This is a genomic window from Streptomyces sp. NPDC031049, assembly GCF_055571015.1.
In genome coordinates this window covers 190,898-217,716 of sequence record NZ_JBVIGC010000015.1, presented here as the reverse complement: position 1 = coordinate 217,716, position 26,819 = coordinate 190,898, and the positions used below count along the sequence as shown (strand labels likewise).

Here is a 26,819-nt window from a genome sequence, read left to right as displayed (position 1 = left end):
CGAGATCCTCGAGCTGAAGAACACCATCAACACGATGGTCGACCAGCTCTCCGCCTTCGCCGACGAGGTCACCCGCGTCGCCCGCGAGGTCGGCACCGAGGGCCGCCTCGGCGGCCAGGCGGACGTCCAGGGGGTGCGCGGCACCTGGCGCGACCTCACCGACTCGGTGAACTTCATGGCGGGCAACCTCACCAACCAGGTCCGCAACGTCGCCCAGGTGGCCACCGCCGTGGCCCAGGGCGACCTGTCGCAGAAGATCACCGTCGACGCCCGCGGCGAGATCCTCGAGCTGAAGAACACCATCAACACGATGGTCGACCAGCTCTCCGCCTTCGCCGACGAGGTCACCCGCGTCGCCCGCGAGGTCGGCACGGCCGGGAACCTCGGCGGCCAGGCCCGGGTGCGGGGCGTCTCCGGTACCTGGAAGGACCTGACCGACAACGTCAACGTGATGGCGTCCAACCTCACCCAGCAGGTCCGCTCGATCGCCCAGGTGGCCACCGCGGTGGCCAAGGGCGACCTGTCCCAGCGGATCACGGTGGAGGCCGAGGGCGAGGTCGCGGCCCTGGCCGAGGGCATCAACACGATGGTCGACACGCTGTCCGCGTTCGCCGACGAGGTCACCCGCGTCGCCCGCGAGGTCGGCACCGAGGGCCGCCTCGGCGGCCAGGCGCACGTGCCGAACGTCGCCGGCACCTGGAAGGACCTCACCGACAACGTCAACTCCATGGCCAACAACCTCACCGGCCAGGTGCGCAACATCGCGCTGGTGACCACGGCCGTGGCCCGCGGCGACCTGTCGCAGAAGATCGACGTGGACGCCCGCGGCGAGATCCTCGAGCTCAAGACCACGATCAACACGATGGTCGACCAGCTCTCCGCGTTCGCCGACGAGGTCACCCGCGTCGCCCGCGAGGTCGGCACCGAGGGCCGCCTCGGCGGCCAGGCGGAGGTGGAGGGCGTCTCCGGCACCTGGAAGCGGCTGACGGAGAACGTCAACGAGCTGGCCGGGAACCTCACCCGGCAGGTGCGCGCCATCGCCGAGGTCGCCAGCGCCGTGGCCGAGGGCGACCTGACGCGCTCGATCAACGTGGAGGCGTCCGGGGAGGTCGCCGAGCTCAAGGACAACATCAACGCGATGGTGGAGTCCCTGCGCGAGACCACCCGGGCCAACCAGGAGCAGGACTGGCTCAAGACCAATCTGGCGCGCGTCTCCGGGCTGATGCAGGGCCACCGGGACCTGCCCGTGGTCGCCGAACTGATCATGGACGAGCTGGCGCCGCTGGTCTCGGCCCAGTACGGCGCCTTCTACCTCGCCGAGGAGGGCGCCGACGGGCCCGAGCTGAGGCTCGTCGGCTCCTACGGCTACCCCGACGACGACCGCCCGGCCCGCATCCCGTTCGGCAGGACCCTGGTGGGGCAGGCCGCGCGCAGCCGCCGCACCATCACGGTCGACGAGCTGCCGCCCGGCTACGTCACGATCTCCTCCGGCCTCGGCCGGGTCGTGCCGACCGCCCTGGTGCTGCTGCCCATCGTGGTCGAGGACCAGGTCCTCGGCGTGATCGAACTGGCGTCGGTCGCCCCGTTCACCCAGATCCACCGGGACTTCCTGGCCCAGGTGATGGAGACCATCGGCGTCAACGTCAACACCATCGTGGCCAACGCCCGGACCGACGAACTGCTCGCCGAGTCCCAGCGCCTGACCGCCGAGCTCCAGGCCCGCTCGACGGAGCTCCAGGTGCAGCAGGAGGAGTTGCAGCGCTCCAACGCCGAGCTGGAGGAGAAGGCGTCGCTGCTGGCGGCGCAGAACCGGGACATCGAGGCGAAGAACCTCCAGATCGAACAGGCCCGGCAGGAACTGGAGGTCCGGGCCCAGCAGCTGTCGCTGGCCTCGAAGTACAAGTCGGAGTTCCTGGCCAACATGAGCCACGAGCTGCGCACCCCGCTCAACAGCCTGCTCATCCTCGCCCAGCTGCTCGCCCAGAACCCCTCGCGCAACCTCACCCCGAAGCAGGTCGAGTACGCGGGCATCATCCACTCGGCGGGCTCGGACCTGCTCCAGCTCATCGACGACATCCTCGATCTGTCGAAGGTCGAGGCGGGCAAGATGGACGTCGCCCCGGAACGGGTGACGCTGCGGCAGCTCATCGAGTACGTCGAGGCCACCTTCCGGCCGATGACGTCGCAGAAGAGCCTGCACTTCACGGTGACGACGGCGCCCGGCGCCCCGGCCGACCTGCTCACCGACGACTCCCGGCTGCGCCAGGTGCTGCGCAACCTGCTGTCCAACGCGGTGAAGTTCACCGAGCGGGGCGGCGTGGAGCTGGTCGTCGAGCCCGCCGCCGACCAGGAGATCCCGGCGGGCGTGGTGCGGGGCGGCGCGGTCGTGGCGTTCCGGGTGAAGGACACCGGCATCGGCATCCCGGAACAGCAACTGGAGTCGATCTTCGGCGCCTTCCAGCAGGCGGACGGCACGACGAGCCGCAAGTACGGGGGCACCGGGCTGGGCCTGTCCATCACCCGGGAGATCGCCCAGCTGCTCGGCGGCGCGGTCACCGTGGACAGCACCCCGGGGCAGGGCAGCACCTTCACCCTGTACCTGCCCGTCGCCCGTCCGGACTACGAGGAACTGCTGGACCGCCGCGGCGCCGCGCTCGCCCCGGCGCGGCCCGGGGACACGGCGGCCCGTCCGGTGCCGGCGCCCCAGCTCGCGGCCGGGAACCGGCAGCGCCCCCGGCGGCTGCTCGTCGTGGAGGAGCGGCCCCGCGGGCTGCTCACCCTCGTCGCGGAGAGCGTCGTGGCGGACCTGACGCACGGCCCGGACGACGCGGGCGCCCGCCCCCCGCTGGACGTGATCACCGCCGTGGGGGCGCAGGAGGCCGCCGGGGCACTCGCCGCCGAACCCTGCCACTGCGTCGTCCTGGACCTCGGCATGCCGCAGGACGAGGCGGCCCGCTTCCTGTCGGCCCTGCGGGGCGACTCCGCCCTGGCGAGCGTGCCGGTGCTGGTGCACCGCGGGCACCGCGCGGACCCGGCGCTGGAGGAGAAGCTGCGCTCCGGGGCGCCGGGCGGGGCGCTGGAGTTCCTGGGCGGCCTGGACGAGCTGCGCGAGCGGATCGCGCTGCATCTGTCGGCGGAGGAGCCCGGGGACGTGCTGTCGCTGGTCCGGCCGGAGGAGCCGCTGCGGTCCGTGCCGCCGCCCGGGCAGGACGCGCCGGCCGGCCGCACGGTGCTCGTGGTCGACGACGACGCCCGCAACCTCTTCGCGCTCAGCGGCATCCTGGAGCTGCACGGCTTCCGGGTGCTGCACGCGGAGAACGGGCGCAAGGGCATCGAGACGCTGCTGGACCACCCGGACGTCGCCCTGGTGCTGATGGACGTGATGATGCCGGAGATGGACGGGTACACGGCGACCGCCGAGATCCGCCGGCTGCCGCAGTACGCCGAGCTGCCCATCATCGCCGTCACGGCCAAGGCGATGCCCGGCGACCGGGAGAAGTCCCTCGCGGCGGGGGCCAGCGACTACGTCACCAAGCCCGTCGACGCCGACGACCTGATGGCCCGCGTCCGCCGCTGGCTGCCCGCATGAGCACGCCGGCGCCCGTACCGTACTCCGGTGGGCCGGGCGGCGCGCGCCGCCCTCCGTCGCGCGCCGCGGCGCCCGCCGGCCGAGGAGCAGTCGCACCGTGAGCACTTCCGAGCATCCGCGCGAGCCGTCCCCTGGCGAGCCGCGCGACAGCGGTCTGCCCGAGCGGGCCGGCGCCGGTCCCACGGGTCCGGCGGGCGCCTCGCCCGTGGGCCGGCTGGCGGCCACCGTGGAGCGGCTCAGCCGCGAGGTCAGGGCCGCCCAGGCGGAGGCCGAGGGCCGTGCCCTGATCGAACTCGCCAAGGGCGTCCTGGTCGAGCGTCTGCGGTGCGGTCCGGCACAGGCCGCCCGGCATCTGGCCGAGCTGGCCGACCAGGCGCAGGTGACGCAGCTGGAGTTCGCCGTCGACGTCATCAACCAGGCGGCCCGGGACCGGATGTCGGAGGTGACGGACGCGTTCCTGGCGGCCACCTCCGCCGCCGCGGCCACCGCCGACGGCCACGGCGGCACGGCGACCGGCCCGGCGGAATCCGCCGGCGCCGCCGAGCCGGCCGGGTCGGCCGCCGTGCGCCTGCGGGCCGCCGAGAGCGGCGCGCTGGCCGCGAACGACACCCAGGCCGTCGCCGACGCCCTGCTGGAGCAGGCGCTGCGCCCGCTCGGCGCGGTCGCGGTGGCCATCTGGGCGGCGGGCTCCGACGGGTCGCTGACCCTGGCGGGCAGTGCCGGCTTCTCCCCGGCGGAGGCCGCCCGCTGGCGGTACGTGCCGCCGGACGTGGCGACGGTGGCGCGGCGCGGACTGAGCGACCGCGCGGGGCGGTGGATCACGTCCCTCGCGGAGACCGGGCTGCCCAGCGTCGGCCGGCACCAGCATCCGCGCGGTGGCCGGGTCGCCGTGCCGGCCGGCACCGGCGGCCGGATCCACGGCGTCCTGGAGATCGCCTGGCCCGAGCCGCTGGCACCGCAGCCGCCGCAGGTCGTCCGTCAGGTGGAGGCCCTGGCCGAGCTGTGCGCCCACACGCTGGAGACGTACACCCCGGCCCCGGCCCCCGGCCAGGAACCGCGGGTGCTGCCCGACGCGGCCGAGCTGATGGACCTGGCCGACGGACTGCACGACCCCGCCCTGGTCCTGGTGCCGCACCTGGACGGCGCCGGGAACCTGGTGGACTTCCGGATCCAGCACGTCAACAACCGTTTCCTGGATCCGGCCGGGCGGGCCCGCGCCGTGGTCAACGGCGCGCTGCTGCTGGAGGCGTACCCGATGGCCGCCGGCGACAGCGAGCTGTTCCAGCGGGTGGAGCGGGTGTACGCCACCGGCGAGCCGTTCCGGGCCCGGCGGATGAACCTGACCGCGCTGGTCGACCAGGTGCCGCTGTCGGCGGTGGCGGACATCAGCATCAGCCGGCACGGCAACGCGGTCCTGCTCATCTGGCGCATCGAGGACGAGACGGCGCGGCTGGCGAGCCTGCTCCAGCACGCCCAGCGGCTCGGCCGGATCGGCGGCTTCGAGGAGAACCTGCTCACCGGGGAGATCACCTGGAACGGGCAGCTGTTCGACCTGTACGGCCGCCCGCGGTCCAGCATCCCCGTGCCCCTGGAGGAGCTGCCCGGCCACGCCCACCCGGACGACGCCGGCACCATCCGCCGGTTCCTGCGCACGCTGCTGCACCACCGGCGCCCGGCGTCGGCGGCGTTCCGCTTGCAGCGGCCGGACGGTGTGACCCGGCACATCCGGGTCGTCGCCGAGCCCGTCCTGGACACCGACGACCGTCTGCTCGTCGTCCGCGGGGCATTCCAGGACATCTCCGCCCAGCACTGGACGGAGGTGGCGCTGGCGGCGACCCGGGACCAGCTGGCGCACACCGAGCAGCAGGCCAGTGAACGGGCCCGGCTGACCCTCCAGTTGCAGCACGCCATCATGCCGCCGGCGCAGGCGCCGCTGGAGATGCCCGGCCTCCAGGTGGCCGTCCGCTACCGGCCGGCGGAGACGGAGCAGATGGTGGGCGGCGACTGGTACGACGCCGTGGTGCTGCCCAACCGGCTGGTGCTGCTGAGCGTGGGGGACGTGGCCGGCCACGGCATAGAGGCGGCCACCAGCATGGTCGTCCTGCGCAACGCGCTGCGCGGTCTGGCGGTGACCGGGGCCGGGCCCGGCCAGCTGCTGTCCTGGCTCAACATCGTGGCGCACCATCTGACGGGCGCGGTCACCGCCACGGCGGTGTGCGGGCTGTACGACCCGGCCCGGCGCACGCTGCGCTGGGCCAGGGCGGGCCATCTGCCGCCGGTGCTGGTGCGCGGCGCGCAGGCGGCGCCGCTGCCGCTGGTCAGGGGCATGCTGCTGGGCGCGGTGCCGGACGCCGGGTACGAGGAGGCCGAGGTGCAGCTGGCGGCCGAGGACACGCTGCTGATGTACACCGACGGCCTGGTCGAGCGCCGCGACCGCTCCGTGGAGGAGTCGCTGACCCAGCTGCTGAGCAGCGTGCGCGCGGCGCCGAGCACGCTCGACCAGCAGCTGGACCGGCTGCTCACGTACAGCAGGTCCGACACCGACGACGACACCTGCCTGGTCGGCGTCCGGCTCGGCTGAGGGGGCCGGGCGCGTGCGGAGGCACGGCGTCCGGTCGAGGCATGGCGTCCGGTTCCCGGGGTAAGCGCGGTGCGCGGTGGGACGACGGCCGCGGGAAGGGACGCGACACGGGTGATCTTGATCACCGTGCGCGTCCCGGAACCGGCATGCATGGACGTCGTCCGCAGGGGTAACCGGCCCTGGCCGTTCCGTCCCGGCGGCCCATTCGTTGGAGGTACACGTGCCCATTGCCCAGAACCCGCTGTCCGTCGAAGTGACGCTCCCCCGGCCGGACGTGGCGCTGCTGAAGGTGGAGGGTTATCTGGACGTCGACACGGCGACCGAGTTGCAGCACCATCTGGCCAACCAGCTGCACCACGGCCGGCGCCACTTCCTGCTGGACCTGTCCGGGGTGCCGTTCATGGACTCCTCCGGCATGAACATCATCCTCCGCGTCTACCAGGAGGCCCGTGAGCTGCCGGGCAGTGTGCACATCATCGACCCCGCCCCGGCCGTGCGGCGGATCCTGGACCTCACCGGCGTCAGCATCACGGTGCCGGTCTCGCCGACCGTGGACGACGCTCTGGAGCTGGTCGACCGCGGGCCCGGACCGGAGCAGCAGGACTGACCGAACCGCCGTTCCCTTCGTCACCCGGGGACGGGTGCCGTCCAGCCTGCGCCGTCGCCGACCTCCGTGCCCTTCGGGCTCCTCCGGGCCCGTCCGGGCGCGTCGCACGTTCGGGATCCGGTGTCGTACGAGGTCGGCGGATGGTTACAGTTGTCGCCCGGCAGAGACACGCCGCCGGCTTCGTCCGGGCGGACCGTGCGACGCAAGGCGATGAGGAGTGAAACAGGTGCCGGAGCACGCAGCGGAGGGAACCCCCGGGTCGCCGGTTCAGGAGGTCAGGGACTTCCTGCGCCGCCGCCGTGAGCAGATCGCGCAGCGCTGGGCGGACGAGCCGGTCTTCCGGGCGGTGTTCACCGTCTCGCGGGACGAGGCGGTCGAGGCGGGCAAGGCGGTGGTGGACGCGCTGGCCCAGGTCGCGGACGCGGCCCGGGTGGAGGACCCGGACGCGGCCGGCTTCACCACGGTCCGCGAGCAGCTGGCCCGCATGGGAGCGGCCCGCTCCCGGGCCGGACTGAGCCCCGCCCAGGTCTCGGGCGAGCTGGCCGCGCTGCGCCAGCCCGTGGAGAATCTCCTGCTCGGTGATCTGACGGACGCCTCGGCGGACCACGCACGGGACTGCACGACCGCCCTGAGCGTGCTGATGGGCACCCTGCGCGTGGTGGTGATGCAGACCGCGCTCAGCGAGACCCAGGCGCTCATCGACCGGCAGCGGATGCAGCTGCTGGAGGTGGCCACGCCCGTGATCAAGCTGTGGGACGGCATCGTGGCCGTGCCGCTGATCGGCACGCTCGACAGCGCCCGCAGCCAGGTGGTCATGGAGACCCTGCTGGACTCCATCGTCGAGCAGCAGGCCCGGTTCGCCATCCTCGACATCACCGGGGTGCCGACGGTCGACTCCCTGGTCGCCCAGCACCTGATGAAGACGGTCGCGGCGGCGCGGCTGATGGGCGCGGAGTGCATCGTCTCCGGCATCCGTCCCGCGATCGCGCAGACCATCGTCCACCTCGGCCTGGACCTCGGTACCGTGGTCACCCGGGCCGGTCTCGCCGACGCGCTGGGGTACGCGCTGCACCAGCTCGGCGCCGGCATCGTGCAGCCCGACGCGAACGGTGCGGGGCACCGGTGAGCCACTCCTTCCCCGGCCCCGTCTCGGGGCACGTACCCGTTCTCCGGCTCGGTGACGTCCTGCTGGTGACGCTCCAGGGGGACCTGCACGACAGCTCCGCGCAGCAGCTCCAGCAGGATCTGTCGGAGACCATCTCGTCCAGCGGCGCCACCGGTGTGATCATCGACATCTCCGGCGTGGAGATCGTCGACTCCTTCCTCGGCCGGGTGCTGGCCGAGATCGCCGCCCAGTCCGAGCTGCTGGCGGCGCGGACCGTCGTGGTCGGCATGCGCCCCGCGGTCGCCATCACCCTGGTCGAGCTGGGTCTCACGCTGCCCGGGCTGCGCACCGCCCTGAGCACCGAGGTGGCCATGGAGCTGCTGAAGCAGCCCATCCGTTCCTCGCGGTCCGGCGGCGCGCGCCTGGAGAGGCCGTGATGGACATGGCAGCGGGCGTCGAGGCCCGCCTGCCGATCCAGTCGGACATGGACCTGGTGTGGGTGCGTCAGCACGTGCGGCAGGCCGCCGCCCAGGTCGGCTTCGGGCTGGTGGACCAGACCAAGCTGGTCACGGCGGCCAGCGAACTGGCCCGCAACACCCTCGTGTACGGCGGGGGCGGCACGATGCTGTCGGAACACCTCGTCGACGGGACGGCGAACGGACTGCGGCTGACCTTCACGGACGACGGCCCCGGCATCCCCGACGTGGACCAGGCGCTCAGCGACGGCTACACCTCCGGCGACGGGCTGGGCATGGGGCTCGGCGGCGCCCGGCGCCTGGTGCACGAGTTCGCCATCGAGAGCGCGCCGGGCGACGGCACCACCGTCCGGGTGACCTCCTGGACGGGCCGGCCGCCGCGCCCGCGCGAGGAGACCTGATGCCGCGGGTGTGGGACGTGCCGGTGCACGACTCGACGCGGGTGCACGACGCCCGGGTGGCGGCCGAGCACGCGGCGGCGCTGGCCGGGCTGGAGGAGCCGCGCTCGGCGGCGGCGGCACTGGTGGCGACGGAGCTGGCCACCAATCTGCTCAAGCACGCCGGGGGCGGCCAGGTGCTCGTGGACGTGGTGCCGGCGCCGGAGCCGGCGCCCGACGGCGCCGAGCGGCGGATGGTGCAGATAGCGGCGGTGGACCACGGGCCGGGGATCGCCGACGTGTCCGCCGCGCTGCGCGACGGGTACACCACGACCCAGTCGCTGGGCGCGGGTCTCGGCACCTGCCGGCGCATCGCCGACGCCTTCGAGGTGCACAGCGCGCTGGGGCGGGGCACGGTGGCGCTGGCGCGGGTCGGCCGCACTCCCCCGCGCCTGCGCACGGCCGGGCGGCCGCCGGCGCGGGTGCGGGCCGGCGGGGTGAACGTCCCGTACGCCGGCGGGGACTACTCCGGTGACGCCTGGGCGTGGGTGCGGGCGGAGGACCGCCTGACCCTGATGCTGGCCGACGGGCTGGGCCACGGCCCCGACGCCGCCCACGCCTCGTCGGCCGCCGCCCAGGCGCTGCACGCCGCGGCGGGTCTGCCGCCCGCCGAGGTCCTGCGGCGGCTGCACGGAGCGCTGGGCGGCACCCGCGGCGCGGCCGTCGCGGTGGCGCAGGTCGATCCGCGGGCCGGGCGGCTGCGGTTCGCCGGCATCGGCAACATCGGGGCGCGGCTGTGCGAGGGCGGCACCTGGCGTCCGCTGGTGTCCCGGCCCGGCATCGTCGGCGTGCACCGTCCGGCGACGGTGCGGGAGGAGGAGACGGACTGGGCGGAGGACCGGATGCTGATCCTGCACAGCGACGGGCTGCCCAGTCGCTGGGTCCCGGCGCCGGAGGCCTGCGCGCCGGCGGTGGACCCGGCCGTGACGGCCGCCGTGACGATACGGGACGCCAGCAGTTCCGCCCGCCCGGTGCGGGACGACACCGCCGTCGCCGTTCTCACTCCGACCCCGCCGGACCGCCCATGATGCGCACCTGGCAGATCTCCCGCGTCACCGACGCGGCACGGGCCCGTATCGCCGTCGCCCGCCTGGCCGCCGCCCACGGCGTGCCGTCCCTGGAGCGCACGCGGCTCACCGCGTCGCTCAGCGCCCAGTTGCGCCAGTGCCTGACCAAGGGCGGCACCTGGCGGCTGACCCTGGAGACGGAGACCGGCTCCGGCGGCCAGGGGCGGCTGCACGCCCTGATCACGCCGTCCCGGGAGGCGAGCGCGGCCGGGGAGCCGCCGTGGCGGACGACGGTGACCTGCCGGGAGCCGGCCGCGGCCGATGACGCCGACGCGGTGGCGGACGATCCCGCCGCGCTGTCGGAGGCGCTGCTGGGCGCCGACGAGGATACGGCCCTGGTGCTGGACAAGCTCGCCGAGCAGGAACGCCTCGTCGCCTTCCACCGGGAGGAGCTCCAGCAGACCAACCAGGGTGTCGTCGCCCTGCACGCCGAGCTGGACGCCGCCGGCCGGGCCCAGCGGGAGGCGTTCGCCGCCGAGCGCAAGGCGCGCAACGAGGCGGAGGCCGCCCGTCGCAGGCTGACGTTCCTGGCGGACGCCAGTGCGGTGCTGACGACGTCGCTGAACCACCACGAGATCGTGCGGCGCCTGCCGGACCTGCTGGTGCCGCGGTACGCCTCCCGCGTCGACGTGTGGCTGTTCGACCAGGACGAGCAGAGCACGGCCCCGCGCCCGGCGGCGGCGGTGCTCGCCGCCCGTACCGGACGGCCCCAGTACGCCGCCGACCACCCCGGCGGCCTGCCCGGCGTCGAGGACCAGCCGCCCTCGGCGCTGGACCCGGCCCGGCCGCTGCTGTGCATCCCGCTGCCGACGCGGAAGGCGCCGCTCGGCGTGGTCACGCTCGCCCCGCCCGCGGAGCGCTGGGACCCGGACGACGCCGTGATGCTGCTGGAGCTGACCCGGCGGGCGAGCATCGCCATCGACAACGCCCGGCGCTACCAGCACAACCGCGACATCGCCGAGACGCTGCAACGCGCGCTGCTGACCGAGCTGCCCGCGCCGGAGTGGCTCCAGCTGGCCGCCCGCTATCTGCCGGCCACCCACGGGCTGAACATCGGCGGCGACTGGTACGACGCGTTCCCCCAGCCCGACGGCGGCGTCATCACCGTGGTCGGCGACGTGACCGGCCACGGACTGCGCGCGGCCGTGATGATGAGCCAGCTGCGCACCGCGCTGCGGGCCTACGCCGTCGACGGCGGCTCCCCCGGCCTGCTGCTGACCCGGCTGCACGACTTCCTGCACCACCTCCAGCCCGATCTGTACGCCACCGCGGTCATCGCCCGGTTCCACCCTCAGGAGCCCACCCTCACCTGGGCGGCGGCGGGCCATCCGCCGCCGGTGCTGCGCGGCCCGGACGGGCGGGTGCGGATCCTGGACGACAAGCCCGGGGCGATGCTCGGCATCCCGCTGCGGCAGGAGATCGCCGACCACACGGTGGCGGTGGCGCCCGGTTCGACGCTGGCGCTGTACACCGACGGGCTGGTGGAGCGGCGGGCGCGCGGCATAGACCCGGGCATCGAGCGGCTGGCGTCCGCGCTCGGCTCCTTCGGCCCCGTGGAGCTGGACCTGGACCTGGAGGGCACGGCGGACGGCATCCTGCACCCGCTGCTGAGCGACTCCGAGCGCGACGACGACGTGTGCCTTCTGCTGTGCCATCTGGGCACCGGCGCCTGAGCACCGCTGCCCGGCCCCCTGCCCGCGGTTCCGGACCGGTTCGCCGGCGTTGCGCTGTCCGCCCCGCTCGACTGGCGGAACCCGCGGCAGCACGATGGGATCGATGAGGTGCGAAGCACCGCGACGGGGGCAGGCGCATGGCGTTCGAGGCAGACCGCCTGGAGCCGCAGAAAGGGATGAACACCGTGACACGACCCAGGATTCTGGTGGTCGGCGCAGGTTTCGCCGGCGTGGAGTGCGTCCGCCGTCTGGAGCGGCAGCTCTCTCCCAGCGAGGCCGAGATCACCCTGGTGACGCCGTTCGCCTATCAGCTCTATCTCCCGCTGTTGCCCCAGGTCGCCTCGGGGGTGCTGACGCCCCAGTCGATCGCGCTGTCGCTGCGCCGCAGCAAGAAGTACCGGACGCGGATCATCCCGGGCGGTGCCATCGGCGTGGACCTGAAGGCCAAGGTGTGCGTGGTGCGCACCATCACCGACCGCATCGTCAACGAGCCGTACGACTACATCGTGCTGGCGCCCGGCAGCATCACCCGAACCTTCGACATCCCGGGGCTCACCGAGCACGCCTTCGGCCTGAAGACGCTGGCCGAGGCCGCGTACATCCGGGACCACGTCATCTCGCAGCTGGACCTGGCCGACGCCAGCCAGGACCCGGCCGAGCGCGCCTCCCGGCTCCAGTTCGTGGTCGTCGGCGGCGGCTACGCGGGCACCGAGACGGCCGCCTGCCTGCAACGGCTGACGCACGCCGCGGTCAAGCGCTACCCGCGCCTGGACCCGAGCCTGATCAAGTGGCACTTGATCGACATCGCGCCCAAGCTCATGCCGGAACTGGGCGAGAAGCTCGGGCGCAGCGCCCAGGAGATCCTGCGCCGGCGCGGCATCGAGATCTCGCTGGGCGTCTCCATCGAGAAGGCCGGGGCGGAGGAGGTCACCTTCACCGACGGCCGGGTGATCCCCACCCGCACGCTCATCTGGACCGCCGGTGTGGTCGCCAGTCCGCTCATCGCCACGCTCGGCGCGGAGACGGTCAAGGGGCGGCTCGCGGTCACGTCCGAGATGTGCCTGCCGAACCACGACGGGGTGTTCGCGCTGGGCGACTCCGCCGCCGTGCCGGACCTCGCCAAGGGCCGGGAGGGCGCCGTCTGCCCGCCGACCGCGCAGCACGCCCTGCGGCAGGGCCGGCACGTCGCCGACAACGTCATCGCCGCCCTGCGAGGACAGCCGATGCGGCCGTACGTGCACAAGGACCTGGGACTGGTCGTCGACCTCGGCGGCACCGACGCGGTCTCCAAGCCGCTCGGTGTGGAACTGCGGGGCCTGCCCGCACAGGCGGTCGCCCGCGGCTACCACTGGTCCGCGCTGCGCACGGGCGTCGCCAAGACCCGGGTGATGACGAACTGGCTGCTCAACGCGGTCGCCGGCGACGACTTCGTGCGCACCGGCTTCCAGGCCCGCAAGCCGGCCAAGCTGAAGGACTTCGAGTACACGGACGCCTATCTGACACCGGAGCAGGTACGGGCGCACGTGGAGGGGTCGGTGCGGCCCGCCCGGTGACCCGGGCCCGGGGGTCCGCTCGCGGCATGACATGCTGAGAAGTGGATCTCTGCGGCGGACGGAAGAGAGTGCGGCGGCGTGAGGACAGCGGGACGCTCGGGTCGGACACGGCTGCGGGACCGCGTCGCGGCGTCCGACCCCGGCCTGCTGCGGCTGATCGCCGCGCTGCGCACGGTGGGCGCGATCACGCTGGCGCTGGCAGTGCTGGCCCCGTTCGGGGCCGACGTCGCCCATCTGGTGGCGGGCGCGATGGCGGCGATGGCGGCCACGTTCGCCATCCGGGAGAAGCAGCGCGGGGCGCAGGCCGTCACCCTCGCACTGGGCCTGCCGGTGGCACTGGCCTCGGTGACGCTGGGCGCGCTGCTCGCCTCGCGGGTCGTGGTCGGGGACGCCTTCTTCGTCGTGCTGATCTTCTGCGCCGTCTACGGCCGCCGCTGGGGCGACCGGGGGCACGCGCTGGGGCTGATCGCCTTCCAGGTCTACTTCGTGTCCCTGTTCGTCGGCGCCTCCCTCGCGGCGCTGCCGGGGCTGTGCGCGTCCGTCGCCGTCGCCTTCGCGTGCAGTGCCGTGGTGCGCTTCGCGATCGTCCCGGCGACGCCCGCGGGAATCCTGCAACGGCTGCGGCAGGCCTTCAGGGCCCGCCTGGCGCAGTTGGTCCAGGCGCAGATCGATCTGCTGGACGCCGAGCCGGACGACATCGACAAGGTCCTGAAGGACGTGCGCGACGGCACGGCGCGGCTGCACGAGACGGCGCTGATGATCCAGTCCCGGCTGGAGGAGGGCACGCCCGACCCGGCCACGGCGCGGCTGGTGCAGCGGCGCATCGCGGACGCCGAGATCGCCGCCGAGCGGCTGGGGCTGCTGCTGCTCACCGCGCGCAGCGCCGAGCGGGCCGACACCCTGACGCTGCATCTGCCCGGTGCCCCGGCGCCGTCGTTGGGGCGGCTGCCGGGGCCGGACGAGGCGACGGCCCTGCTGCGCCGCGACCTCGGCGCGCTGCGGGCGCTGGTGCTGGTCCCGCCCGACCGGGCCCGCGGGACGGCGCTGTCCCAGCTGCGCAACCGGCTGCTCGGCTACCGGGACGAGGAGAACCTGCCGCCGGCCTCGCCGGCCGTGCAGGACGTCTTCCGCGGCCTCGGCGAGGCGGCACGGGCGATCATGGGGCTGCGGATCGCCCTGGACGGCCCGCAGGACGAGTCGGACGACTCCCCCGCCACCGCCCGCTCCCGTGAGGAGCTGGACGCCGAGGACGCCTCGATCGACGCCGGTGAGGAGGGCGAGCCCGAGGAGGAGACCGGGCTGCGCCGGCCCACGACGCGGGCCGCCGTGCAGGTCACGGTCGGCTCGTCGCTGGCCATCGTCGGCGGTGAGCTGCTGTCCGCGCAGCGCTGGTACTGGGCGGTCCTCGCCTGCTGGATCGTCTTCCTCAACACCGCCTCCACCGGTGAGATCCTCGTCAAGGGCTACCGGCGGGTGCTGGGCACGCTGTTCGGGGTGGTGGCCGGGATCGCGCTGGCGGGCCTGGTCGGGAACCGCACCTGGCTGGCGTTCGCCCTGGTCCTGCTGCTGATCTTCGCGATGTTCTACACGGCGCCGCTGTCGTACACCCTGATGTCGTTCTTCGTCACCGCGATGCTGGGCCTGCTGTACACCCTGCTGCACACGTACAGCATGTCGGTGCTGCTGCTGCGGGTGGAGGAGACGGCACTGGGCGCGGCCTGCGGGGTGGTGGCGGCGGCGCTGGTGCTGCCCGTGCGCACCGACCGGCGCACCGACGAGCTGCTCGGCACGGTGCTGGAGCGCCTGAAGGACGTCACCGAGGGCGCCGTCGACCAGCTCAGCGGCGGCCCGGCGGCCGACCTGCTGGACCGGGCCAGGGACCTGGACCAGGCGCTCGGCGATCTGCGGGCGGCCACCCAGCCGCTGACCCATCCGGTCACGCCGCTGCGGGCCCGGCGGGACACCGCCCGCTACGTGGTCGCGCTCCTGGAGACCTGCGCCTACCACGCACGCTCGCTGGCGGCGACGGCCGAGCTGCTGCCCACCCATCCGTCGATCGCGGCGGACCCGCGGCTGCGCGGGGCGGTACGGCGCACCGTGCGCAACATCGAGGCGATCGCCGCGCGGGTCGAGGACCGGCAGGCCGCGGCCGGGGTGGAGAGCGGGCCGAGCATCGCCTCCCTGCTGAAGCCGGACGCGGCCGGTGCCCCGCGGTACGGCAGGATCACCGGCCGGGTGCTGCGGCATCTGGAGCGTCTGGACGAGGCCGTGGTCGGCCTGGCCAAGCCGCTGGGCGTGCCGGTCACGGCGCCGAAGCGGTGACGGACGGCAGGACCGCGCCGCACCCGTGAGGGGACCGCGCCGCGCTCGGGAGGGGGCCCCGGCGTGCGGCCCCCTCCCGGGCGTGCCCGGATCTCGCGGTGTGATGCCCGGTGACCGGTCAGAAGTCGGTGGGCAGGCCGCTCGCCTCGGCGATGCCACGCAGTTCCTCGTTCTGCCGGTGGCGTTGCTTGAGGTAGTCGGCGATCTCGCCGAGCCGGGTCGGGTCGGCGGCGGTGGCCGCGTCGGTGACCACTCTGACGGGCCCGGTCTCGTCGGTGCTGATCTCGACGACCTCGTTGTCCAGCCGCCCGGTGACGGCCGTGGCGATGACGAGGGCGGCCTCGTCGCGGATCTCCTGGGGCAGCGCCTCGGCCTCACCGCCGTCCAGGGAGAAGTCGATGGTGGGCAGCTGGTCCTCGTCGATGGCCCGCAGAACGGGTTCCACCACCCTCAGGAGCAGCCGGTAGTCGTCGGTGTCCATCCGGACGCGCAGCAGGTCGAGGTAGACGTCCACGGGACGGCCGTCCGGCGGGATCTCGTGTTCGTTCATCCTGGGCGTGTTCCCCGCGCGGGGCGTCTCAGACGCGGCGCCAGCGGGCGAGGGCGAAGGAGAACACGCCGAACAGCACCAGCCCCGCGGCGACGCAGACCAGCAGCCAGGGCCCGAGCGGCGTGTCGGCGAAGGAGCGCAGGGTGTCGTCGAGGCCCTTGGCCCGGCCGGGCTCGTAGTCCACGGCCGCCCGGATCGCGAACGCGCCGGCCGCGGCGAACACCAGGCCGCGCGCCACGCCGCCGCCGACGCCGGTGAGGTCGATCAGCCGGCGCGCACGGGGGTCCAGCTCCCCCGCCTTGAGCTTCTTCCGGTAGCTGCGGCGCACGGCCTGGACGGCGATCACCACTCCGGCGGCCACGACGGCGGCGCCGGCCAGGCCGACCAGCCACTGCCCCGCCGGCACCTGCATCAGGCGGGCGGTCACGTCCCGGGACCGCTGGTCACTGGAGCCGGTGGAGCCGCTGCCGGAACCGGCCGCGAAGGCGAGGACGGAGGCGGAGACGAAGACGTAGAACACGCACCGGGCGCCGGCCGCCAGGCGCTTGCGCGCCGTGCGGCCGTCCTCGCCGACGGCGCCGAACAGCGCCTCGGACAGCCGCCACAGGGCCATGCCGGCCAGTCCGAGGCCCAGCGCCCACAGCAGGACCGAGCCGAAGGGCTGCTCCGACAGTTCGGCCAGCGCGCCCGAGCGGTCGGCCTGCTCACCGCCGTCGCCGAAGGCGATCCGCAGCGCCAGGGCACCGACGAGCAGGTAGATGACGCCCCGTGCGGCCAGTCCGGCCCGCGCGGCGCCCTCCGTGGTTCTGCCGTTCGCCGCCCGGCGGGCGCGGACGCGGCCGACGGTCAGCGCGGGTGCGCGTACGTTCATGTGATCCTCCCCTCCCGGGCAGCCGGACGCCCGGGCTGTCGTCGTACGTGCCGGCCACGCGCCGGCCTCGCACGGACACCGACCGGGACGGACGCCCGGCATCGGCGGACGGCGGCACCGACGGGCGCCGGCTTTGAGGTCGGACGGTGCCTGTGAGAAGCGGCCGGCACCGGCGGACGGCCGCACCGACGAACGGACGGTGCCGGTGAGAGACGGCCGGCACCGGCGTTCGGCCGGAGTGCCGGAGCCTCGGGCGTGCGGTGGCCCCGGCAGGTGGTGGCCCGGACACCGGGCATCCCGGCGTCCGGGCCACCACCGACCGGTGCGCGTCAGTCGGACACGCCGGCGGGCATGCGCACCGCGGAGTGGACGGGGACGGCGGCGGGCGGATCGGCCGGTGCCGCGGCGAGCCAGCGGTGCGCGGCTTCCAGGGCCAGGCGTACGTCGCGGGTCCCCGTCGACACGCACAGCGTGTACGCCAGGTCCCGCGCCCGCGGGCTCGGTTCGGCCGAGCCGGTGGGGGGCTCGGCGGCCATGACGGCCTCGTACTCGTCCACGAGCCGGCGGAGCACGGCGGGGTGGGGCCTCAGCATCTGATCCGCTCCTCCTTCAGCCTCGGTTCCAGGCGGTCGCCTGCCGGCCGTTGGTCCGGCGGGCCGTCCGCTGCCCCATCGCCTCGTCGCGCACCCGGGCGCAGCTGCGGTTGATGAGGCGGGAGACATGCATCTGGGAGATGCCCAGCCGGTCGGCTATCCGGCTCTGGGTCATGTCCTCGAAGAACCTCATGTAGAGGATGGCCCGCTCCCGCTCGGGCAGCCGGCGCAGGCTCTCCTTGGCCGACTCGCGGTCGACCACGACGTCGTACGAGGAGTCGGCGGCGCCGAGGGTGTCGGCCAGGCTGTAGCCGTCGTCGCCGGCCGACAGCTCGGCGTCCAGCGACAGCGTGCTGAAGCTCTCCAGCGCCTCCATCCCGGCGCCGACCTCCTCCTCCGTCAGCCCGGTGTGGGCGGCGATGTCGGCCACCGACGGTTCGGGGCTGCCCGGGTTCTGCGTCAGTTCGCGGCGCGCCACGCGCACCTTGTTGCGCAGTTCCTGGACCCGGCGGGGCACGCGCAGGGCCCACATGCGGTCCCGGAAGTGCCGCTTGACCTCACCGGTGATGGTGGGCACGGCGTAACTCTCGAACGCGCCCCGCTCGGGGTCGAACCGGTCGATGGCCTTGACCAGCCCCAGCGCCGCGACCTGACGGAGGTCCTCGATGGACTCCCCGCGGTCGCGGAACCGACCGGCGATGCGGTGCGCCATGGGCAGCCACGCCGTGACGAGTTCGTCGCGGACGGCGTCCCGTTCGGGGCCGTCCTCCAGGGCGGCCAGCCGGGCGAAGAGCGCGGCCGTGTCGGGGGCGTCGTCGTGGCGCCTGCGGGCGGGCTCGGTCGGCGGGCCGGCGGCGGTGGGCTCGGGTGCGGCGGGACGGCTGGTGGGCGTTTCGATGAGCATGCGGATTCGCTCCTGAACGGTGGTCTCAGGGACTTTCCGCGGGAACGTGGCCGGCCGGTCCGGATCACCTGGAGGGGCCGGGCAGCCATACCGCTCCCGCTGCTGCGCCTCCGGTCCGAAGCACGAAACTGCGACTGCCCCCCACCCGGGGGAGCAAACTCCGCTTCTGCTGAAAGTCTCAGGTAAGCGGTACCACCACGGTGATGCGCTTGCCGCCGGTCGGCAAGTCGGAGACGCACACGTCGCGTGCCAGCCGGCACACGATCGGCCAGCCCCGGCCGCCCAGGCGCCGGTGTCCACGCTCGTCGACCGGCGGCGCGGTGACCGGCAGCGCGTCGCTGCGGTCGCTCACCGACAGCCGGACCCCCGGCTCGACGACGTCGACGCGGAAGTCCGTGACGCCGCCGCCGTGCAGGATCGCGTTGGTGGTCAGTTCGGAGGCGACCAGCACGGCGTCCGAGAGGGCATGGGCGTCACAGGCCCGCCCGGAGTGCCGGTGCTCGGCGACGGCGCGCTCCACGGCACGGCGGGCCTCGGCGGGCCGGCACGGTCCCGTGCACCGGGTCCGGTCGGTACCGCCCTGGTCGCCGGGCGGTTCGGTGAGGTGCCTCTCGCGCATCCGTCAGCTCCCTGGTCGGTGGGATGGAGGGTGGGGAAAGGGGCGTACTGTCTGCATTCCGGCTGACCTGTCCGGAAGACTCCAAACTTGCTCCCCTCCCTTCGGCCGAGCGGCCATCCCGGCGCCGTACCGGGGTACGCGGACCGCATGACCGACGTTGTGGACTCCGACGAACTGCTGCGGCGCATGCAGCGGGCCAGGGCCTGTGCGGTACGGGAGGAACGGGCCTGGCGGACGCGCCGGGACGAGCTGCGGCCGACGGACCCGGAGGGCGCCCGCGAGGCGGCGGTGCGGACGCTGGCCTACGAGGCCGTGCTGCGGGTGCTGGACGAGGTCCTGACCCCGGGCCGGCGGGGAACGCCGTCCGGACCGGCCGGTTGACGGGCCCGCGGACGGGAAGCCGGACCCCCATGACGGCCGAACACAGCCGGGCGCCGGTCCCGGAGGCCTTTGCCGAGTACCGCCGCGACCGATCCGGCCCTGGAGACGGTCCGGGTCGTGGCGGCGGACGGCGGCCCGGAGGTCGATGCTGTGACCACGGAGTGAGACGCGTCACGGGGTGCCCTCCCGGTTTCCCGGAACGGAGAGAGATGGTTTAGCGTTCATGCATACGTGGTGACGGGGTCGACCGCCGCAGTCCTCCGGCGCCACCGCTTACGGCCCTGGCTGGCTTCCCCCGTCCAGCCAGGGCTTCTTCATGCCGTCATGCAGGACGTGCCGGCGGTGACGGACGAGGCGGACGCGCCGGATGGGACGGCCGGGCCGGCGATTGCGGGGTCGGCACGGAATCTCCGCCGGATCCGCCGGCCGCCGAGGTGCTGAGGGGCCCGGCAACCGCTGAAATGGGCGTAGGGAAAGCACCGGAACCGGACCGTCGGCGAGAGGCTCCGTGTCATGACCAAAGCGATCAAGCTGCTGACCGCCCTACCTCCGCCCCAGCGCCAGCGGCTGATGGCGCTCGCCCATGAGGTGGCCTTCCCGGAGGACGCCCACATCTTCGAAGCGGGCGAGCGGGCCGACCGGTTCTGGGTGATCCGGTCCGGCGCCGTCTCCCTCACCCAGCGGGTGTCGTCCCTCCGGGCGGTGACGGTGGCGAGCCTGGGGGCGGGCGATCTGCTGGGCTGGTCCTGGCTGTTCCCGCCGCACGAGTGGGACTTCGGCGCGGAGGCGTTCAGCCCGGTGCGGGCCTACGAGTTCGACGCGGCCCGGGTCCTCGCCCTGTGCGAGGAGGACCCCGCGCTGGGCCTGACGCTGGTCCGCTCGGTCGCCGAGATCCTCGCCCACCGGCTGGAGACGACCCGGGGCAAGCTGATGGAGTACGCGACACACCGGCGCCCCGTGCCGTGAGCCGTCACACCCGGTAGCGCCGCAGCGCCGGCACCGCGCAGGCCAGCCCCAGCATCGCCGCCACGACCAGCAGTCCGCCGCCGGTGACGGCGGTACGGGCACCGAAGGCCGAGCCCGCCGTGCCGTGCAGGACGTCGGCGAGCCGGGGGCCGCCCGCCACGACGACCGTGAACACCCCCTGCATCCGGCCGCGCATCTCGTCGGTGGCGGCGGAGAGCAGGATCGCGCCGCGGAAGACCATGGAGACCATGTCGGCGACCCCGGCGAGTGCCAGGAACAGCACCGCGAGCCACAGACTGTCGCTCAGCCCGAAGCCGGCGACGGCGGCGCCCCACACGACGACCGCTCCGATCACCATCCAGCCGTGCCGCCGGGCCCGGGAGAACGTGCCGGAGAACAGCCCGCCGGCCACCGCGCCGATGGGGATGGCCGCGAACAGCAGCCCCAGGGCGAGACCCTCGCCGTACCCCGCGTAGGTCTCCGCGGCGAGTTGCGGGAAGAGGGCGCGGGGCATGCCGAACACCATGGCGACGATGTCGGCGAGGAAGGACAGCAGCAGCACGGTGTGCCCGGCGATGTAGCGGAATCCGGCCACGATCTCCCGCAGGCCGGCCCGTCCCTTCGCCGGACCGGTCAGCGGCGGCAGCGCGGGCAGCCGGTACACCGCCCACACCGTGACGCACAGCGCGAGCGCGTCGATGAGGTACAGCTCCGGCAGGCCGACGATGGGGATGAGGACGCCAGCGAGAAGCGGTCCGGCCACCTGTCCGGTCTGCATGACCGTCGAGCCGAGGGCGTTGGCCGCGGGCAGTTCCTCCGCGGGGACGAGGCGCGCGATGGAGGCGCTGCGCGCGGGGGCGTTCAGCCCCCAGAAGGCCTGCTGGAGGGCGAGCAGCACCATCAGCGCGCCCACCGACTCCAGCCCGGTGAAGGCCTGGAGCCAGAACAGCAGTGAGGTCGCGGCGATGCCGGCGTTGGTGATCAGCAGCAGCTTGCGGCGGTCCATGCTGTCGGCGACCGCCCCGCCCCACAGCGCGAAGACGATCAGCGGCAGCAGTCCGGCGAGGCTCGCGGCGCCGACCCAGGCGGAGGAGCCGGTGATGTCGTAGATCTGCTTGGGCACGGCGACCGCGGTGAGCTGGCTGCCGACGGCCGTGACGACGGTCGACGCCCACAGCCGGCGGTAGGCCGGGCGGCGCAGCGGCCGGGTGTCCATCGCCCAGCGGCGCCACCCGCGCGGCCGGGGCACCGGGTCGCAAGCCCCGTCCCGGGGTTCGGTTCTGCTCTCGCTGCTGCTCTCGCCGGTGTCCACGCGCTTCCTGCATGCTCGTTACATCTTTCGCTCGGGGTCACTATCGCAGGTGCGGGCGCGCCCGGGACTCAGGCCCCGGCGATCAGCGTGAGGCCCAGGGCGATCATGGTCGCGGCCACCAGGCCGTCCAGGACCCGCCAGGCAGCGGGCCGGGAGAGGTACCGCCCGAGGAACCGGGCCCCGAAGCCGAGCGCCGCGAACCAGCAGAGGCTGGCCAGTGCCGCGCCCAGGCCGAAGGTCCAGCGCAGCTCGCCGCGGTCGGCCGCGACGGAGCCGAGCAGGAACACCGTGTCGAGGTAGACGTGCGGATTGAGCCAGGTCAGGGCCAGGCACGTGAGCACCGCCCGCCGCCGGGACCCCGCGGCCTCGCCCTGCGTGGTCAGGGCGGCCCCCGGCCGGAACACCCGCCGGGCGGCCAGCGCCCCGTAGCAGAGCAGGAACGCGCCGCCGATCCAGCCGACCACGGTCAGCGCGTCCGGCCAGGCCACCACCACGGCGCCCACCCCGCCGACGCCGAGGGCGATCAGGGCGGCGTCGGACAGGGCGCAGATCCCGACGACCGCCAGGACGGCGTCGCGGCGCAGCCCCTGGCGCAGGACGAAGGCGTTCTGGGCGCCGATGGCGACGATGAGCGACAGGCCGGTGCCGAAGCCCGCGGCGGCGGCGGTCAGGGAGTTGGTCATGGCCTCGACGCTAAGCGGAAGGATCTCTGCGGTACAGCTAAAGATTCTTACGTATCCTTAGCACTCGTGATGACGAGGGTTCCGGGGACGACGACGGCGATGGCGGACCTCCCGCTGGACCAGGTGCGCACCCTGCTGGCGGTGGTGGACGAGGGCACGTTCGACGCGGCGGCGGCGGCGCTGCACGTGACGCCCTCGGCGGTCAGCCAGCGGGTGAAGGCCCTGGAGCAGCGCACCGGCCGGGTGCTGCTGCTGCGCACCAAGCCGGTACGGCCCACCGGGTCCGGCGCGGTGCTGGTGCGGCTGGCCCGCCAGGTGGCGCGTCTGGAGCGGGACGCCCAGGCCGAGCTGGGGCTGAGCGGCGCCGCCGGGGAGCCGGTCCGGGTGTCGGTGGCGGTGAACGCCGACTCGCTGGCGACCTGGTTCCTGGACGCGCTCACCCGGGTGCCGCCGGAGCCGCGGCTCTGTTTCGAGCTGCGCCGCGAGGACGAGGACCACACCGCGACGCTGCTGCGGGAGGGCACGGTGATGGCCGCGGTGACCTCGTCGCCGGACGCCGTGCCGGGCTGTTCGGTGCGGGCGCTGGGCCGGATGCGGTACGTGCCGGCGGCGAGCCCCGGTTTCGCCGCGCGGTGGCTGAACGGGCCGCTGCCCGAGGTGCTGGCCGAGGCGCCGGTGGTGGTCTTCGACCGGCGCGACGACTTCCAGGACGGCTTCGTGCGCGGGCTCGGCGGGGGCCGTGGCGCGGCGGGCGAGGCCCGGCACCACGTGCCCACGTCGGAGGGGTTCGTCGAGGCCGTGGCCGCGGGCCTGGGCTGGGGCATGGTGCCCGAACCGCAGGCCGCGCCGCTGCTGCGCGCCGGGCGGCTGACCAACCTGGCCCCGGACCGGCCGGTCGACGTGCCGCTGTACTGGCAGCAGTGGCGGCTCGACTCGCCCGCGCTGGCGGCGGTGGCCGGGGCCGTGGTGACGGCGGCGGCCGGGGCGCTGCGCCGATAGGGGCGCCGCGCGGACAGGGGCGCTGCGCCGATTGAGGCGCCGCGCCGGTGGCGGACGCGTCGGCCGGTGCCGGTGCCCGCCGCTCCCGGATTCCCAGGCGTTCGCCCGGTTTCACTCCGCCATCGACAGGTCACCCGCAAGCGAGTAAGCCGTACTCGAGGGCGCGATTCGACATCGATCGCAGGTGACGTTGATGGACAACTGGCGAGAGCACGCCGCGTGCAGTACCGAGGACCCCGACCTGTTCTTCCCGATCGGCACCTCAGGACCTGCGCTGCTCCAGACCGAGCAGGCCAAGGCAGTCTGCCGCCGCTGCCCGGTCCGGGAGCCCTGCCTTCAGTGGGCGCTCGACACCGGCCAGACCCTGGGTGTCTGGGGCGGGACCGACGAGATGGAACGCCGCGCGCTGAAGCGGCGCCTCGCCTCACGGCGGCGGTCCGGATGACAAGGCGCGGCCCCGGCACCGGGGCCGTCCGGGTCCGCAGGATCTACGACCCGCCGGAGCCCGGCGACGGCGTGCGCGTCCTGGTGGACCGGCTGTGGCCGCGCGGCATGGCGAAGGACGCGGCGGAGGTGGACCAGTGGCCCAAGGCCCTCACCCCGTCGGCTGAGTTGCGCCGCTGGTACCACGCGGGCGAGGGCTCCTACGAGGAGTTCGCCGCGCGCTACGAGGACGAACTGGACGGCACGGAGGCGGCCGAGGCCCTCGACGGGGTGCGTGAGCTGACGCGCAAGGGCCCGGTCACCCTGCTGACGGCGGCCAAGTCGCCGGACACCAGCCACGCGGCCGTGCTGGCCCGCCCCCTGGGCGGTGCGCGATAAGGCTTCTCAGCGGAACGCGAGGGCGGCCCCCGACGGTACGCGACGAGGCTTCTCAGCGGAACGTGAGGCGGTCTCCCGGCAGTACGCGAGCAGGGCCCTCCCGGCGGTACGCGAGCAGGGCGGCACTCTCCGCGGTGCGCAGGAAAGCAGGCGGCCGGTGTGGACCGGCCGCCCGCACGGCGCTCACGCCGTCTGCTGCGCCGCGGCCCGGCCGGCCGCGCGGCCCGAGAAGAGGCAGCCGCCGAGGAAGGTGCCCTCCAGGGCGTTGTATCCGTGCACCCCTCCGCCGCCGAAGCCGGCGACCTCCCCGGCGGCGTACAGGCCCTCGATCGGCTCGCCGTCGCCGCCCAGGGCGCGGGAGTCCAGGTCGGTCTGGATGCCGCCGAGGGTCTTGCGGGTGAGGATGTGCAGCTTGACGCCGATCAGGGGGCCGGCGGCGGGATCGAGGATGCGGTGCGGGGTGGCCACCCGGCCGAGGCGGTCGCCGATGTAGCGGCGGGCGTTGCGGATCCCCTGGATCTGGGCGTCCTTGGCGTAGGGGTTGGCGAGCTGCGCGTCGCGGGCCTCGATCTGACGGCGGATCAGGGAGGCGTCGAGGAGCGGCTTCTCGGTCAGCGCGTTCATCTTCTCGACCAGTTCCTCCAAGCCGGGCGCGGTGACGAAGTCGGCGCCGTGCCGCAGGAACGCGGCGACGGGGCCGGGGGCCCCCTTGCCGAGGAGGCGTTCGCGCAGGAAGCCCTTGCGGTCCTTGGCGGTGATGTCGGGGTTCTGCTCGGAGCCCGACAGCGCGAACTCCTTCTCCACGATCCGCCGGGTCAGGACGAACCAGGAGTGGTCGTGCTCGGCGAGTCCGTCGGCGGTGCGCAGGTGCTTCAGGGTGCCGAGGGTGTCGTAGCCGGGCAGGTACGGCTCCGGCAGACGGCGGCCGAGGGCGTCGAACCACATCGAGGACGGTCCGGGCAGGATGCGGATGCCGTGGCCCGGCCAGATCGGGTCCCAGTTGCGCAGCCCCTCGGTGTAGTGCCACATCCGGTCGCGGTTGACCAGGCGGACGCCGGCCGAGGCGCTGATGTCCAGCATCCGCCCGTCCACGTACGCGGGGACGCCGGTGACCATCTCGCGCGGCGGCGTGCCCAGGCGTTCGGGCCAGTGGCGGCGGACGATGTCGTGGTCGGCCCCGATGCCGCCGGAGGTGACGACGACGGCCTGGGCGGTCAGTTCGAACTCGCCGGCCGCGTCGCGGCTGGAGGCGACTCCGCGGGGCGAGTCGTCCGGGGCGAGGACGGTGCCGCGCACGCCGCGGGCGGCGCCCTGCTCGACGACCAGCTCGTCGACCCGGTGGCGGTGGTGGAAGGTGAGCAGTCCGTCGCGGGCGGCCTGCTCGGCGTAGCGCACGAACGGCTCCACCACGCCCGTGCCGGTGCCCCAGGCGATGTGGAAGCGCGGCACCGAGTTGCCGTGTCCGTGTGCCCCGAGGTCACCGCGCTCGGCCCAGCCGACGGTGGGCAGCAGCTTGATGCCGTGCCCGTCCAGCCAGGACCGCTTCTCCCCGGCCGCGAACTCGACGTAGGCCCGCGCCCAGCGCACGGCCCAGGAGTCCTCGTCCTCGGTGCGGTCGAAACGGGCGCTGCCCTGCCAGTCGCTCCAGGCCAGCTCGACGGAGTCCTTGACGCCGAGCCGGCGCTGCTCCGGGGAGTCCACGAGGAACAGCCCGCCGAAGGACCAGAACGCCTGCCCGCCGAGGTTGGCGGCGTTCTCCTGGTCGACGAGCGCGACCCTGCGTCCCCGGCTGGTCAGCTCGTGCGCCGCGACCAGGCCCGCGAGGCCCGCTCCGACGACGATGACGTCGGCATCCATGGCGACCGTCCCTTCCTGTCCGTCCTGTCCGTTCCTGACGATTCCGGCCGTTCCCGACCGTCCCGGCCGTTCCCGGCCGTGTCGACCGTGTCGACGGTGAGGTGTTCATCCGGTGGTGCCGCCGCCGTCGGTGAGCAGCGCGGTGAGCAGGTGTGCCAGCCAGGCGCGGGCACGCTCGACGTCCCGGTCCAGCAGCAGTTGCACGGTGACGCCGTCGTACGCGGCGACCACGGCGTGGGCCGCGCCGTCCACGTCGCCGAGCACGGCGGGCAGCGCGGTGCGACCGCGGGCCCGGGCGAGCCGCTCGGCGATCGCCCGCCGCAGCCGGGCCCGGTGCTCCAGGAGGGTGCGGGCGACGGCCGGGTCGCGCGCGGCGTGCACCAGGAAGTCGGTCTTGACCAGCAGCCAGTCCCGGTCGAGCAGCAGCACCTCGGTGACGCGGTCGACGGCGGCCGGTACGTCGAGGTCCGGCCCGTCGGCGGCGAGGGCGCCGGACACCTGGTCGGCGATCAGCTCGGCGCGCTCGCGGTAGAGGGCGAAGAACAGCTCGTCCAGGCTGGAGAAGTTCGAGTAGAAGGCGCCCCTGCTGTAGCCGGCGGCCTCGCAGACCTCCTCGATCGACACATGGCCGAAGCCCTTCGCGGCGAAGACGGTGAACGCGGCCCGGAGGAGGTCGGCGCGGGTGCGGGCCCGGCGCCTGGTCACGCGCCCGGCCGTGCTCCGTGCCGCCATACCCGCCCCTCACGCCCTGCCGCCGGGGCCCTCACGGCCGCCGGTGCCCGTCGGATACGCGAATGTATCCGATGCACCGGTGTATCCAACAGGGCCGGAGCCGGCCTTCCCGGACCCGTC

24 protein-coding genes are annotated in these 26,819 nt (G+C 74.1%); 15 read left to right on the top strand and 9 right to left on the bottom strand.

Annotation, left to right across the window (positions count from 1 at the left end; translation table 11 throughout):
• The 10 genes from ACZ45Q_RS25025 to ACZ45Q_RS24980 all read left to right on the top strand — a co-directional run.
• The coding region (locus ACZ45Q_RS25025; protein WP_468265184.1) for a hybrid sensor histidine kinase/response regulator at nucleotides 1–3,589 on the top strand (3,589 nt) is incomplete at its 5' end.
• A 97-nt stretch (nucleotides 3,590–3,686) separates the two neighbouring features.
• Nucleotides 3,687–6,170, top strand: coding sequence for a SpoIIE family protein phosphatase (locus tag ACZ45Q_RS25020; protein WP_468265182.1), 2,484 nt, complete (start codon nucleotides 3,687–3,689; stop codon nucleotides 6,168–6,170).
• 220 nt (nucleotides 6,171–6,390) lie between these two features.
• Complete coding sequence (locus ACZ45Q_RS25015; protein WP_468265180.1) at nucleotides 6,391–6,777, top strand: STAS domain-containing protein; 387 nt, start codon at nucleotides 6,391–6,393, stop codon at nucleotides 6,775–6,777.
• A gap of 226 nt (nucleotides 6,778–7,003) precedes the next feature.
• Nucleotides 7,004–7,903, top strand: coding sequence for an STAS domain-containing protein (locus ACZ45Q_RS25010; protein WP_468265178.1), 900 nt, complete (start codon nucleotides 7,004–7,006; stop codon nucleotides 7,901–7,903).
• Complete coding sequence (locus tag ACZ45Q_RS25005; protein ID WP_468265176.1) at nucleotides 7,900–8,319, top strand: STAS domain-containing protein; 420 nt, start codon at nucleotides 7,900–7,902, stop codon at nucleotides 8,317–8,319. Before ACZ45Q_RS25010 ends, ACZ45Q_RS25005 begins: the two co-directional genes overlap by 4 nt.
• Nucleotides 8,319–8,759, top strand: a complete 441-nt coding sequence (locus ACZ45Q_RS25000; RefSeq protein ID WP_468265174.1) for an anti-sigma regulatory factor — start codon at nucleotides 8,319–8,321, stop codon at nucleotides 8,757–8,759. Before ACZ45Q_RS25005 ends, ACZ45Q_RS25000 begins: the two co-directional genes overlap by 1 nt.
• Nucleotides 8,759–9,823 (top strand): anti-sigma regulatory factor, encoded by a 1,065-nt coding sequence (locus ACZ45Q_RS24995; protein ID WP_468265172.1) that lies wholly within the window; start codon nucleotides 8,759–8,761, stop codon nucleotides 9,821–9,823. Before ACZ45Q_RS25000 ends, ACZ45Q_RS24995 begins: the two co-directional genes overlap by 1 nt.
• Nucleotides 9,820–11,535, top strand: coding sequence for a PP2C family protein-serine/threonine phosphatase (locus ACZ45Q_RS24990; RefSeq protein WP_468265170.1), 1,716 nt, complete (start codon nucleotides 9,820–9,822; stop codon nucleotides 11,533–11,535). Before ACZ45Q_RS24995 ends, ACZ45Q_RS24990 begins: the two co-directional genes overlap by 4 nt.
• A gap of 176 nt (nucleotides 11,536–11,711) precedes the next feature.
• Nucleotides 11,712–13,088: an NAD(P)/FAD-dependent oxidoreductase gene (locus ACZ45Q_RS24985; protein ID WP_468265230.1), complete on the top strand. Its 1,377-nt coding sequence runs from the start codon at nucleotides 11,712–11,714 to the stop codon at nucleotides 13,086–13,088.
• A 78-nt stretch (nucleotides 13,089–13,166) separates the two neighbouring features.
• Nucleotides 13,167–15,410, top strand: coding sequence for an FUSC family protein (locus ACZ45Q_RS24980; RefSeq protein WP_468265168.1), 2,244 nt, complete (start codon nucleotides 13,167–13,169; stop codon nucleotides 15,408–15,410).
• A 118-nt stretch (nucleotides 15,411–15,528) separates the two neighbouring features.
• On the opposite strand, the gene ACZ45Q_RS24975 is transcribed toward ACZ45Q_RS24980, so the two are convergent.
• The 5 genes from ACZ45Q_RS24975 to ACZ45Q_RS24955 all read right to left on the bottom strand — a co-directional run bounded on the left by ACZ45Q_RS24975 (nucleotide 15,529) and on the right by ACZ45Q_RS24955 (nucleotide 18,947).
• Entirely contained in the window at nucleotides 15,529–15,960 is a 432-nt protein-coding gene (locus ACZ45Q_RS24975; protein WP_468265166.1) for a hypothetical protein, read from the bottom strand.
• Nucleotides 15,961–15,988: 28 nt separating this feature from the next.
• Complete coding sequence (locus ACZ45Q_RS24970; protein WP_468265164.1) at nucleotides 15,989–16,831, bottom strand: DUF1206 domain-containing protein; 843 nt, start codon at nucleotides 16,829–16,831, stop codon at nucleotides 15,989–15,991.
• A 329-nt stretch (nucleotides 16,832–17,160) separates the two neighbouring features.
• Nucleotides 17,161–17,424, bottom strand: coding sequence for a DUF5133 domain-containing protein (locus ACZ45Q_RS24965; protein ID WP_468265162.1), 264 nt, complete (start codon nucleotides 17,422–17,424; stop codon nucleotides 17,161–17,163).
• A 16-nt stretch (nucleotides 17,425–17,440) separates the two neighbouring features.
• Nucleotides 17,441–18,328: a SigB/SigF/SigG family RNA polymerase sigma factor gene (locus ACZ45Q_RS24960; RefSeq protein ID WP_468265160.1), complete on the bottom strand. Its 888-nt coding sequence runs from the start codon at nucleotides 18,326–18,328 to the stop codon at nucleotides 17,441–17,443.
• A 178-nt stretch (nucleotides 18,329–18,506) separates the two neighbouring features.
• Complete coding sequence (locus tag ACZ45Q_RS24955) at nucleotides 18,507–18,947, bottom strand: ATP-binding protein (protein WP_468265158.1); 441 nt, start codon at nucleotides 18,945–18,947, stop codon at nucleotides 18,507–18,509.
• Between the two features lie 147 nt (nucleotides 18,948–19,094).
• On the opposite strand from ACZ45Q_RS24955, the gene ACZ45Q_RS24950 reads away from it, so the two are divergent.
• On the top strand, nucleotides 19,095–19,328 hold the full coding sequence (locus ACZ45Q_RS24950; protein ID WP_468265156.1) for a hypothetical protein: 234 nt from the start codon (nucleotides 19,095–19,097) through the stop codon (nucleotides 19,326–19,328).
• Nucleotides 19,329–19,841: 513 nt separating this feature from the next.
• Entirely contained in the window at nucleotides 19,842–20,294 is a 453-nt protein-coding gene (locus tag ACZ45Q_RS24945; protein ID WP_468265154.1) for a cyclic nucleotide-binding domain-containing protein, read from the top strand.
• Between the two features lie 4 nt (nucleotides 20,295–20,298).
• On the opposite strand, the gene ACZ45Q_RS24940 is transcribed toward ACZ45Q_RS24945, so the two are convergent.
• Nucleotides 20,299–21,606, bottom strand: coding sequence for an MFS transporter (locus ACZ45Q_RS24940; protein ID WP_468265152.1), 1,308 nt, complete (start codon nucleotides 21,604–21,606; stop codon nucleotides 20,299–20,301).
• 68 nt (nucleotides 21,607–21,674) lie between these two features.
• Nucleotides 21,675–22,289, bottom strand: a complete 615-nt coding sequence (locus tag ACZ45Q_RS24935) for a LysE/ArgO family amino acid transporter (protein ID WP_468265150.1) — start codon at nucleotides 22,287–22,289, stop codon at nucleotides 21,675–21,677.
• Between the two features lie 69 nt (nucleotides 22,290–22,358).
• Between ACZ45Q_RS24935 and ACZ45Q_RS24930 the strand changes: the two genes are divergently transcribed.
• The 3 genes from ACZ45Q_RS24930 to ACZ45Q_RS24920 all read left to right on the top strand — a co-directional run bounded on the left by ACZ45Q_RS24930 (nucleotide 22,359) and on the right by ACZ45Q_RS24920 (nucleotide 24,110).
• Nucleotides 22,359–23,288, top strand: coding sequence for a LysR family transcriptional regulator ArgP (locus ACZ45Q_RS24930; RefSeq protein ID WP_468265228.1), 930 nt, complete (start codon nucleotides 22,359–22,361; stop codon nucleotides 23,286–23,288).
• A gap of 193 nt (nucleotides 23,289–23,481) precedes the next feature.
• Complete coding sequence (locus tag ACZ45Q_RS24925; RefSeq protein WP_468265148.1) at nucleotides 23,482–23,733, top strand: WhiB family transcriptional regulator; 252 nt, start codon at nucleotides 23,482–23,484, stop codon at nucleotides 23,731–23,733.
• Nucleotides 23,730–24,110, top strand: coding sequence for a DUF488 domain-containing protein (locus tag ACZ45Q_RS24920; protein ID WP_468265146.1), 381 nt, complete (start codon nucleotides 23,730–23,732; stop codon nucleotides 24,108–24,110). The genes ACZ45Q_RS24925 and ACZ45Q_RS24920 overlap by 4 nt, the downstream gene beginning before the upstream one ends.
• A gap of 183 nt (nucleotides 24,111–24,293) precedes the next feature.
• On the opposite strand, the gene ACZ45Q_RS24915 is transcribed toward ACZ45Q_RS24920, so the two are convergent.
• Together ACZ45Q_RS24915 and ACZ45Q_RS24910 are read right to left on the bottom strand one after the other, a co-directional pair.
• Complete coding sequence (locus ACZ45Q_RS24915) at nucleotides 24,294–25,967, bottom strand: FAD-binding dehydrogenase (protein ID WP_468265144.1); 1,674 nt, start codon at nucleotides 25,965–25,967, stop codon at nucleotides 24,294–24,296.
• A gap of 105 nt (nucleotides 25,968–26,072) precedes the next feature.
• Nucleotides 26,073–26,699 (bottom strand): TetR/AcrR family transcriptional regulator, encoded by a 627-nt coding sequence (locus ACZ45Q_RS24910; RefSeq protein ID WP_468265142.1) that lies wholly within the window; start codon nucleotides 26,697–26,699, stop codon nucleotides 26,073–26,075.
• Between the last annotated feature and the right edge of the window lie 120 nt (nucleotides 26,700–26,819).